This is a genomic window from Oribacterium sp. C9 (genome assembly GCF_002007235.1).
Lineage (GTDB): Bacteria > Bacillota > Clostridia > Lachnospirales > Lachnospiraceae > Oribacterium.
Genome location: NZ_MUHW01000011.1, coordinates 108,739 through 121,148, shown reverse-complemented (window position 1 = coordinate 121,148; position 12,410 = coordinate 108,739). Strand labels below are relative to the sequence as shown.

Sequence of the window (12,410 nt, the reverse complement as noted above, 5' to 3'; positions counted from 1 at the left end):
CGCCCCACGTGGACTTTCACCACAGACTGGCGGCATGCCCGCCATACAACAAAAAGTGCCAGGATACTGAATCCTGACACTTTCATATCTTATCTGAATCTATTTAATTCCCGGATTTTTCATCCATTTCTGCCTGTTCAGTAACATCCTGAGCGGCATACATTGCTCTCACTTCTTCAAAAGGAGTCTTTTCTCCATCCTGTGATGAGCTCTTTGCTCCTGAATAATCAGAGGTTTCATTCACGGATACAGCATCGGAAGCAGCTGTTTCGCTTCCTGACTCTGAAGCTTCATTTACATACTTTTCAGGATGAAGCTTCATGTCCTCCTCCTTCTGAACGTCATGAAGGATATGAAGGAACTCTTTTCCTGTGATGGTTTCTCTCTCAATAAGATACTCCGCTATACGATCAAGCGCAAATCTGTTCTTACTCAGGATATCCTTCGCCTCTTCATAACACTCCTTGAGGATACGCATGACCTCGATATCAACCTGAGTAGCAGTATCATCACCGCAGTTCATAACAGAACGTCCGGTATTGAGATACAGAGATTCCTGTGTTGCCAGACCCATAAGTCCGAACTTTTCAGTCATACCGTACTGTGTAACCATGGCCCTTGCAAGCTTGGTTGCCTTTTCGATATCGTTGGAGGCTCCTGTAGTCACAGTATCAAATACTATCTCCTCAGCAGCTCTGCCACCCAGATAACCTACCAGCATCGCATGAAGCTCAGCCTTTGTATTGAGATACTTCTCTTCCTCAGGAACCTGCATAACATATCCGAGTGCCCCCATGGTTCTCGGAACTATGGTTATCTTCTGAACAGGTTCTGCATCCTTCTGGATAGCTGAAACCAGTGCATGTCCAACCTCGTGATAGGAAACTATACGTCTCTCTTCCTGTGAAAGGATACGGTCCTTCTTTTCCTTACCTACCAGAACCACTTCAACGGCTTCAAAAAGATCTGCCTGTGAAACCTTGGTGCGTCCATGCTTAACAGCTGTAATAGCTGCTTCGTTCATCATGTTCGCAAGGTCTGCACCTACAGCACCTGATGTAGCAAGAGCGATCTCGTTGAAATCGACAGTCTCATCCAGCTGTACGTCCTTGGCATGAACCTTCAGGATGTTGACACGTCCCTTGAGATCAGGTTTCTCAACAACGATACGTCTGTCAAAACGTCCCGGGCGGAGCAAAGCCGGATCAAGGATCTCAGGTCTGTTGGTTGCACCCATGACCATGATTCCCTTGGAAGCATCAAAACCGTCCATCTCTGAAAGGAGCTGATTAAGGGTTTGCTCTCTCTCATCGTTGCCGCCGTAACGTGTATCTCTGGTCTTTCCTATGGCATCGATCTCATCAATGAATATGATGCAGGGTGCTGACTGAGTTGCATTCTTGAAAAGATCTCTTACTCGGCTGGCACCTACACCAACGAACATCTCTACAAAATCAGAACCCGAAAGACTGTAGAATGGAACCTGAGCTTCTCCTGCAACCGCCTTTGCAAGAAGAGTCTTTCCTGTTCCAGGAGGACCCACGAGAAGCGCACCCTTCGGAAGCTTGGCACCGATGGCTGTATACTTGGTAGGATTGTGCAGGAAGTCTACTATCTCTACCAGTGACTCCTTTGCCTCATCCTCACCTGCAACATCCTTGAAGGTAACTCCCGTTTCCTTCTGCATGTACATCTTGGCTGTGGACTTACCCACTCCCATGATACCGCCGCCACCGTTACCCATACGGCGCATGGTCATGTTCATGATGATAAAGATAAGCACAAAAGGAATAACTATGCTTATCATCGCCTCCATGATGTATCCTGAATTATCAGGCTTCGACTTATAGATCTCGATATTGTGACGAAGCATGCGATCCACCAGATTCTCGGCATCAGCATTGATCGGCACAACAAAATACCGGATGTTCATCTGATTGATGTACTGACTGTACTGATCCATGTTCTGAACATCACCGATACTGGATTTATCCACAGTAGACTTAGGAAAGATCGTAATGTCAGAATCTCTCCACTCAACTCTGGAAATCTGATTTCCGTCGATCATGGCAATGAATTCTGTATAGCTTACCTCCTGTGTTACACCGGATACGAAAAATCCTCTGATCAGAGTGTAAACAAAGAAAGTAATAACTGCCGCGATGATCAAAATGATAAATGTCTGGCTAGAATGATTGAATCTCTTTCCGTCATTACCCTTGCTGTTATTATTATCCATTTAATTCTCCATCCCCTGATATGAAGTTATACTTACTGCTTTTAACAGTTATTTTAATTATAAAGAAGCTATGAAGTAAAATCAAGGAAATGGATGTGAAGCATAACTTCACAAAAAAAGTATTTTTCTTCTTATTTTTTTCAGAAATTATCCGAGGATATTTTTTACGGTATTCTCTGCACTACTTTAGTTTTTTATCTTTCAAATTCATGTATGAAGATACCTGAACGGAGCTTAGGCTCGAACCAGGTTGACTTAGGCGGCATGAGAAGCTGATGATCCGCAACGTTTATGAGTTCGTCGATTCCTGTGGGATGCATAAGGAAAGCAACAGCAGGTCCTGTTTCCTCTATGCTTCCGTCCATCAGATGTCCGTATGTATACTGACTTACCCTCTTCTCAAGCTCCTTGATTCCTCTTATTCCCCCCACGAACTCGATACGCTTGTCAGTTCTCGGATCTTTGATTCCAAGAAGCGGTGACAGAACGAGATCCTGAAGTATGGAGACATCCAGAGATCGGACAGGATCGTTCTTTCTTTCCTCAACAACCTGCTCCTTGGCCCTGATGAGGAACCATTCACCTGAAATATACATCAACATCTCACCCTTTACCTTAGGTACAAATGCCTCCTTCACGTTGAATACCACGAAGTTCTCTTCTATGCTGAGCATAAGGTCCTCAGGTGTAAGACCTCTGATATCCTTTACAACGCGGTTATAGTCCATGATCTTCAGCTCATTATCCGGGAACAAAACCGAAAGGAAGAAATTGAATTCCTCATTTCCTGTATAATCAGGATGCTCCTCGCGACGTTTAAGTCCCACCTTGACGGCACTTGCCGCACGATGATGTCCATCTGCGATATAGGTTGACGGAACGTGAGAGAATTCCTCCATAAGCATTGACACCGTCTTCTCATCAGCTATCTTCCATACCCTGTGGCGAATGCTGTCATCTGAGACAAAATCATACAGAGCTTCCTTCTTTTTCTCTTTATTTACTATATCTGTTATTTCTTTTCTTTCACGATATGCAAGAAATATGGGACCGGTCTGACAGGAGCAGCTGTCCACGTGTTTTATACGGTCAAGTTCCTTTTCCTCTACTGTGTTTTCGTGCTTTTTGCAGACATTGTCAAGATAATCGTCTATGGAGCTGAGTGCTGCTATACCTGTCTGGGTACGTCCGTCCATAGTGAGCTCATAGATATAATAACAGGGTACTTCATCCCTTACATATGTACCGTCCTCTATCTCTGATCTTAACATTTCCGAAGCCTTATTGTAGGCTTCATCACTGTACATATCGAAATCTTCAGGGAACTGTGTCTCAGGTCTGTCAATATTTAAAAAAGAAAGGGGGTGACCCTTAACCGCTTCTCTTGCCTCCTGTCTTGAATAAACATCATAGGGAAGTGCTGCCACCTCACTGACTGCTTCTCTGTTCGGACGTATCGCCTTAAAGGGTTTTACTACTGCCATGATCTATCTGTTCCTTTCTTAATTATCTGTTATTTGTTACAGGGTCCGCCTGAAAATAAAACAAAAATTCAACAGGACGAGCCAAAAAAATCAGCCGGAGGAAGACCCTCCGACTGATTATTGTATATCGTAAATATGAACTTATCAAATGATATAAGTGTCATGGCCCGTGGCAGTTCCCGCAGGAAAATGCCATATCGCCTGTCACTCAGATCACAGTATTCCTCCTATGGATATGAACAGCGGAGCAAACACAAGGGATATTACTGTCATCAGCTTTATAAGGATATTGATGGAAGGTCCTGAAGTATCCTTGAAAGGATCTCCCACTGTGTCACCAACGACTGCCGCCTTATGAGCTTCCGAGCCCTTTCCGCCGTTATTTCCGTCTTCTATGAACTTTTTTGCATTATCCCATGCTCCTCCGGAATTTGACATGAATATGGCAAGCATAACTCCTGATACCAGAGCACCTGCCAGAAGCCCTCCGAGGGCGTCAACTCCAAGTAATATTCCGGTAATGAGTGGCGCTGCGACTGCCAGAACACCGGGTATGATCATCTCTCTCAATGCAGCCGTTGTAGATATCCCTACACATGACTTATAGTCAGGGCGTGAAGTTCCCTCCATTATTCCCGGATCCTCATGAAACTGTCTTCTGACTTCCTCGATCATGGAATAGGCAGCCCTTGAAACGGAATTCATGGTAAAGGCACTGAAAATAAACGGAAGCATGCCTCCTATCAGAAGTCCTATGGTTACTCTGGTCTCCAGAATGTTGATACTGTCCAGCTCGACTGAATCCGCATAGGATACGAATAGTGCCAATGCTGTAAGCGCGGCAGATCCGATGGCGAAGCCTTTACCCATGGCTGCTGTTGTATTACCTACCGCATCAAGTTTATCCGTGATATTTCTGACTGACTCGTCAAGACCTGACATCTCTGCTATTCCGCCGGCATTATCAGCGATAGGACCATACGCATCAACTGCCACAGTCACACCTGTAGTACTGAGCATACCTACTGCTGCCAGTGCGATACCATAGAGCCCCATGGTCCTGTATGATATGAATATTCCTATACAGATAAGAAGAATGGGAACAGCTGTTGATCTCATTCCTACCCCTAGACCCGAAATAATATTTGTTCCTGCTCCGGTCTCAGACTCCTTTGCAATTTCCTTAACAGGCTTGTAATCACCGGAAGTATAATATTCCGTAACCATACCTATGAGCACACCAACAACAAGACCAGAGATCACAGGCACCGCCGCCATAATATCTCTAAAAACAAGTAAGCTTGATACCACTGCCACTACAAGGACAACTGCGCTTGCAACATAACTCGCCTTGTTCAAGGCTTTATGAGGATTGGATTCATCTCCTCCCATGAACAGAGAACCTGCTATGGCTGCACATAGACCACAGCCTGAAATGATAAGAGGATATAATACTCCCTGTCCGCCCGCAAAGGCTGCTATTCCCAAAGTAAGGGCGGATACAAGTGCTCCAACATAGGATTCGAAAAGATCGGCTCCCATACCTGCCACATCACCTACATTATCACCTACATTATCCGCGATCACTGCAGGATTTCTGGGATCATCCTCAGGAATGCCGGCTTCAACCTTACCGACGAGATCCGCACCTACATCTGCTGCCTTAGTGTAGATTCCACCGCCTACACGGGCAAAAAGTGCTATGGAGCTTGCCCCGAGAGAAAAACCCGAAAGTACTCCCACATCCTTAGTAAAAATGTAAATGGTCGAGACTCCCAGAACCCCGAATCCCGCAACACACATACCCATTACAGATCCTCCGGCAAATGCCAACTGAAGAGCCTGGTTCATGCCCCTGGTCATGGCTGCATTGGCCGTGCGGACATTGGCCTTTGTTGCTATGGTCATTCCGAAATAACCTGCAAGAGTAGAAAAAAGGGCCCCTGCAAGAAAACAAATTGCAGTGGTCCATGAGCCGATGCCTACACCTATGAGTACGAACAGAACCGCTACAAATACGATAAGTATCCTGTACTCCGCAAGTAAAAATGCATGTGCCCCTTCAGAGATCGCCCCTGCGATCTCCTTCATCCTGTCATTGCCTTCTTCCGCCCCGGCAACACGTCCTGACTGAAAACCGGCAAATATCAATGCACAGAAGCCAAGAACCGGGACAAGATAAAGTAATGCGTCAAATGTTATCATCTTTGATCCTCCCTATTACTGATGATCCATAATGCGCTGTCCTGCATCCTATAGATCATCCGCGTAAAAATGCTGATAAAATTATATTTTTGGCTACATGAAACATCAATGATATATAAAAAATCACTCATATCAATTATAAATAAATAATCTGCTTATATCACTTTTTTAAATAATTTTAATAAATAAAAGAGACTGCATCGATACTTACCGATGTAGTCCCTTTCCTATAACATACTATCCTATATCTCTTCTATTCTACTCTTACTATCAGGTATCCTGATCTAATCACTTGACCTTACGTACTCTCAGTATTCCCTCAATTTTACCGAGATTCTCAAGACCGTCATCAGTGAGATGCTGATCTATGTCCATAAGTGTATAAGCATAATTGCCCTTTGATTTGTTCTGAAGCCCATCAATGTTTATATCGGCATCACCAAGTGCCTTTGTTATCTGACCGAGCATGTTAGGAATATTTTTGTGGAGGATAGCGATTCGTCCTCCGCTCTGGCAGACTCCCATATCCGTATCAGGGAAGTTTACCGAATGAAGGATATTACCGTTATCGAGATAATCCTGAACCTCTTCCACAGCCATAACAGCACAGTTATCCTCAGCCTCCTCTGTTGAAGCTCCAAGATGAGGAAGAACTACTGCACCATGCATATTGGCTGACTTTGCATTCGGAAAATCCGTAACATATGTCTTGACCTTACCCTTATTTAGAGCCTTGGTCATATCATCATCATTAACCAGAGTGTCACGGGCAAAATTCAGAATATGAACTCCGTCCTTCATTCGGCTGATGGAATCCGCATTGATCATTCCCTTTGTTGAATCAAGTGCAGGAACATGGATGGTGATGTAATCACACTTCTCATAGATTTCATCAACAACTGCCGCATGATGGACCTTCTGGCTCAGATTCCATGCAGATACTACAGAAAGATAAGGATCATATCCATATACATCCATACCGAGATCAACTGCTGCATTGGCAACAAGCACACCTATGGCACCGAGACCGATAACTCCGAGCTTTTTACCCTTGATCTCGGTTCCTGCGAAGTTCTTCTTTGCCTTTTCGGCATTCTTTGCTATATCAGGATCTTCAGCATTGGCCTTTATCCAGTCGGCACCTCCGATGACATCACGGCTTGCCAGCATAAGACCTGCCACCACCAGCTCCTTAACGGCGTTAGCATTGGCACCCGGAGTGTTAAATACAACGATTCCCTGCTCTGCGCACTTTTCAAGAGGAATGTTGTTTACTCCCGCTCCTGCACGTCCGATGGCACGGAGAGTCGGAGGGAAATCCATAGACTTCATATCTGCCGAACGAACCAGAACAGCTGCTGCATTGTCTATCTGATCCACAAGTGTATAGCCCTTGCGGAATTTTGTTGTACCTACACGGCTTATATTGTTAAGACAAAATATCTCACGATCCTTCATCACGCTCTCCTCACTTGTTGTTCTTCTCAAAGTTATCCATGAACTCCACAAGCTTTACAACGCCTTCCTTAGGCATGGCATTGTAGATGGAAGCTCTCATACCGCCAACTGTACGATGACCCTTCAGATTCTTGAAGCCTGCTGCGGAAGCCTCGGCTATAAACTTCTTGTCCAGTTCTTCGTTTCCTGTTATGAAAGGAACATTCATAAGTGATCTGTCCTTAGGAACGACTGTACCCTTGAACATATTGGAAGCATCAAGGAAATCATAGAGAACCTTTGCCTTCTCTTCGTTTCTTTCCTTCATCACGGAAAGACCGCCCATTTCCTTTAACCACTTGAACACAAGTCCGCATACATAAATGTTGTAGCATGGAGGTGTGTTGTAAAGTGATTTGTTGTCTGCATGTGTCTTGTAACGAAGCATGGTAGGTGTGCCCGGAAGAACATCTTCTGTGATCAGGTCTTCACGGATAACTACAATAGTCACACCGGCAGGTCCCACATTCTTCTGTACTCCGCCCCAGAGGACACCGTACTTTGTGACATCCATAGGTTCACTCAGGAACATGGAAGAAACATCTGAAACAAGTGTCTTTCCCTTTGTGTCAGGAAGCTCCTTTATGGTAGTGCCGTAAATCGTATTGTTCTGGCAGATATATACATAATCCGCATCATCATCTATATCGAGGTTACTGAGATCTGGAATGTATGAAAATGTCTTATCCTGAGAGCTTGCTACGATATTTACCTTACCGTACATCTCTGCTTCCTTCGCAGCCTTCTTTGCCCACTGACCTGTAACGATGTAATCAGCCACCTTGTTTTTCATCAGGTTCATAGGAACCATGGCGAACTGTGTGTTTCCGCCGCCCTGAAGGAAAAGCACCTTGTAATTATCAGGAACAGAAAGGAGCTCACGAAAATCAGCCTCTGCTGTATCCAGAATATTCTCATAGTCCTTAGATCGATGAGACATCTCCATGACCGACATGCCCGATCCATGATAATCAAGCATCTCTGCTGCACAAGTTTTAAGAACTTCTTCCGGTAATACTGCAGGTCCTGCACTGAAATTGTAAACTCTGCTCATCTTCATAATCTCCTTTGTTTTTTGAATCAAAACATCAACCTGAACGGAAAGAATACCTTCAATTGATATTTCGACTCCTGCGTCATATTATTGAGTTTCAAAAAAACTCATGATTTAAGAATTTTCCGGATTTTCGATAACATCAGGTTATATTTAACATTCATTACCTTTCCTTCCGGACATGACCATACTATAGCACCATTTTGCTTTATCTAGTATATAAAATATTTTTATGTATTTAGATGGATACATTTTGATCACTTTATCAGTTCCGCTATTTTATCTCCCATCTCATCGGTATGAAGCTTTTTGAGTCCTTCTACACTGTCATCCATGATGTCGCCTGTTCTGTATCCCTGTGCCAATGCTTCTGCCACAGCATCCTCGATGGAATCAGCCTCCTTTGTGAGATTGAAGGAGTATCTCAGCATCATAGCGGCACTCAGGATAGTGGCAAGGGGATTTGCTATGTTCATACCTGCGATGTCAGGTGCGGATCCGCCGGATGGCTCATAAAGGCCGAAGCTGTCCTCACGAAGAGATGCAGAAGGTAGCATGCCGAGGGATCCTGCAATCTCAGCCATTTCATCTGAAAGGATATCTCCGAACATATTCTCTGTTGCAACTACGTCGAACTGCGCCGGATCTCTGACAAGCTGCATGGCAGTAGAATCCACGAGAGCATTTTCAAGCTCCACCTCAGGATACTCAGCGGATATCTCTGCAAAGATCTTTCGCCACAATCTGGACGAATCGAGAACATTGGCCTTATCCACTGAAGTAAGCTTCTTGTTACGCTTCATTGCGATCTCGAAAGCCTTTTTAGCTATACGTCTTATCTCATAGTCGTGGTATTCCAATGTATCGATGGCAACTTCCTCACCATCCACTACCTCTGTTTTACGCTCACCGAAATAAAGTCCTCCTGTAAGCTCTCTTACCATCATTACATCAAATCCCCTGTCAGCGATGGACTCACGAAGTGGACATGCCTTCTTAAGCTCAGGATAAAGATGGGCAGGTCTCAGATTGCAGAAAAGTCCGAGGGACTTACGAAGCTTCAGAAGTCCGGCCTCAGGTCTCTTCTCAGGAGGAAGCTCGTACCACTTCGACTGTCCGACCTTTCCGCCTATTGAACCCATAAGAACAGCATCAGCTGCCTTACACTTTTCTATAGTTTCATCTGTAAGAGGCTCACCGTAAGCATCGATAGAACAGCCTCCCATCAGAACCTTTTCAAATGTGAAACTGTGTCCGTATACCTCAGCCACCCTCTCAAGTACCTTCTGAGCCTCTGCTACGATCTCCGGACCGATACCGTCTCCGGGGATTGTTGTGATTTTAAAATTCATAATTTTTTCTCCTCTGTTTCGAGCGGTCATATATATTAATTCGTCATAACTTCCATGTATATTATATTACAGAGCTATTCTGACAACACAAATATATTTACGATATGACTGTTATCACCTTTCCAGCGAATATGATGAAAGCTTCCGCGATCGTGTATATATCAATCTGTATGTACCAACATATATATGCTATTATGTTTGTTACACAGATCTCGTTTCACAGATCTGATCTCATGGTTTCTCTGTGAATACGGGATTCCGCAAAAAAGCCAGAATCATAAACCGTTTTTTGAATCTATAAAAGGATGGAATAATGGAACATCACGACTTTAAATTACATTCAGACTACGCTCCCACAGGTGATCAGCCCCATGCCATAGACCTACTGGTCTCAGGCTTTAAAGAGGGTAATCAATTCGAGACCCTTCTCGGTGTCACAGGATCCGGTAAGACATTCACCATGGCGAATGTCATTCAGGCTGTAAAAAAGCCTACACTCATCATTTCCCATAACAAGACTCTGGCAGCCCAGCTCTATTCGGAAATGAAGGAATTTTTTCCTGAAAACGCCGTCGAATATTTCGTTTCCTATTACGACTACTATCAGCCTGAGGCTTATGTACCTTCAACTGATACATATATAGAAAAGGACTCCGACATTAACGACGAGATCGATAAACTCAGAAACTCAGCCATGGCATCCCTTGCAGAACGTGACGACGTCATCGTTGTTTCCTCTGTTTCCTGTATTTACGGTCTCGGTGCACCTACCGAGTATCTCAACATGGCCATCTCTCTCCGTCCCGGTATGCAGAAGGACAGAGATCAGTTCATACGACAGCTCATAGACATTCAGTACAACCGTAATGACATGGACTTTAAGCGTGGCACCTTCCGTGTAATGGGTGATGTGGTTGATGTATTCCCTGCCAGCGAAGGAGAAGAAGCCTACAGAGTCGAGTTCTTCGGTGATGAAATAGACCGTATAACCCGTATCAACGCCCTCACCGCGAAGGCAACAGCCACCATGGAACACATCATGATCTTCCCTGCCAGCCCCTACGTCATCCCTCAGGAAAAGCTCAATCTTGCCTGTGAAAACATACTTTCAGAGCTGGAAGAAAGAGTTCAGTACTTTAAGGACAATGATAAGCTTATAGAGGCACAGCGCATTTCCGAAAGAACTAATTATGACGTTGAAATGCTTAAAGAGACAGGCTTCTGCTCCGGCATAGAGAACTACACGAGACACCTGAATTTCGCCCAGCCCGGAGAGCCACCTTACACCCTGATGGATTATTTCCCGGATGATTACCTGATCATCATAGATGAGTCCCATGTCACTCTCCCTCAGGTACGAGGCATGTACAACGGTAACCTTTCCAGAAAGACCACCCTTGTTGATTTCGGATTCCGACTCCCGTCTGCTCTCGATAACAGACCATTGAATTTCGAAGAATTTGAGCAGAAGGTGGATCAGATGCTCTTCGTGTCCGCAACCCCCGGTGACTATGAGGGCGAACATGAGCTTATGAGAGCCGAACAGATCATAAGACCAACAGGCCTTCTGGATCCTGAGATCGATGTTCGTCCTACAAAGGGGCAGATCGATGACCTTATTTCCGAGATTAAAAAGGAAACAAAAAAGAAAAACAAGATCCTCGTCACCACACTTACGAAGAGAATGGCCGAAGATCTCACCAAATACCTGAAGGACGCAGACATTCGCGTAAAGTATCTCCACTCTGATATAGATACTCTCGAACGAGCTGCAATCATACGAGATATGCGTCTCGATAAATTTGATGTACTGGTAGGAATCAACCTTTTGAGAGAGGGCCTTGATATCCCTGAGGTTGCACTGGTTGCGATCCTCGATGCTGATAAAGAAGGCTTCCTTCGATCAGAAACCTCGCTTATTCAGACCGTCGGACGAGCTGCGAGAAACTCCGAAGGACATGTCATCATGTATGCCGATAACATTACCGACTCCATGAAGCGTACCATCACAGAAACAGAGCGCCGCCGCAAAGTCCAGATGGAGTACAACAAGGAACACGGTATCACCCCTACAACCATCAAGAAGGCAGTTGCCGAGCTCATCGCCATCTCCAAGGCTACAAACATCGACGATGATAAACATGGCATAAAGAAAGATATCGAATCCATGACCCATCAGGAGCTCGACAAATTGATCAGAGAACTCTCGAAGAAGATGCGTGCCGCGGCAGCAGAACTGAACTTCGAAGACGCCGCAAAATACCGCGACAAGATAGAAGAAATCAGAAAATCTATGAATAAAGAAGACTAAAACAGGTTAAATGTGGCAGGACAGCACCGGTTCAGCATGACCAGCTAATGCAGAGAACTACGCATTTCTGCCATATCCATGATTTTTTGACGAGATAATCAAGACCAAGGAAAATGCGGCGGGACATGCACCAAGGCTTGCGAGTTGAACGAACTGGCTGTGCAGTCCTGTACGTATCCGGGTGTACGAAGTACAACCGGTACGAACAGGGCAAACAGACTGTACTTTCAACCGAGTGAGCCGGTGCTGTCCCGCCGCATTTTCTATA

At 44.8% G+C, this 12,410-nt stretch carries 7 protein-coding genes; 1 reads left to right on the top strand and 6 read right to left on the bottom strand.

The features are described from left to right. Positions 1-103 precede the first annotated feature (103 nt). The 6 genes from ftsH to leuB all read right to left on the bottom strand — a co-directional run bounded on the left by ftsH (position 104) and on the right by leuB (position 9,831). Entirely contained in the window at positions 104-2,239 is a 2,136-nt protein-coding gene (gene ftsH, locus BXO88_RS08590; RefSeq protein ID WP_078037330.1) for an ATP-dependent zinc metalloprotease FtsH, read from the bottom strand. 194 nt (positions 2,240-2,433) lie between these two features. Continuing rightward, positions 2,434-3,723 carry a DUF1015 domain-containing protein gene (locus BXO88_RS08585; protein ID WP_078037329.1) on the bottom strand — a complete coding sequence of 430 codons (1,290 nt, stop codon included), beginning with the start codon at positions 3,721-3,723 and terminating at the stop codon, positions 2,434-2,436. Between the two features lie 213 nt (positions 3,724-3,936). Then, positions 3,937-5,928, bottom strand: coding sequence for a sodium-translocating pyrophosphatase (locus BXO88_RS08580; RefSeq protein WP_078037328.1), 1,992 nt, complete (start codon positions 5,926-5,928; stop codon positions 3,937-3,939). 288 nt (positions 5,929-6,216) lie between these two features. After that, positions 6,217-7,386 (bottom strand): phosphoglycerate dehydrogenase, encoded by a 1,170-nt coding sequence (locus tag BXO88_RS08575; RefSeq protein WP_078037327.1) that lies wholly within the window; start codon positions 7,384-7,386, stop codon positions 6,217-6,219. A 10-nt stretch (positions 7,387-7,396) separates the two neighbouring features. Next, positions 7,397-8,479 (bottom strand): 3-phosphoserine/phosphohydroxythreonine transaminase, encoded by a 1,083-nt coding sequence (gene serC, locus BXO88_RS08570; protein ID WP_078037326.1) that lies wholly within the window; start codon positions 8,477-8,479, stop codon positions 7,397-7,399. A gap of 257 nt (positions 8,480-8,736) precedes the next feature. Continuing rightward, positions 8,737-9,831, bottom strand: a complete 1,095-nt coding sequence (gene leuB / locus BXO88_RS08565; protein ID WP_078037325.1) for a 3-isopropylmalate dehydrogenase — start codon at positions 9,829-9,831, stop codon at positions 8,737-8,739. Positions 9,832-10,144: 313 nt separating this feature from the next. Between leuB and uvrB the strand changes: the two genes are divergently transcribed. Beyond that, positions 10,145-12,142: an excinuclease ABC subunit UvrB gene (gene uvrB, locus BXO88_RS08560; protein ID WP_078037324.1), complete on the top strand. Its 1,998-nt coding sequence runs from the start codon at positions 10,145-10,147 to the stop codon at positions 12,140-12,142. Positions 12,143-12,410: the final 268 nt, after the last annotated feature.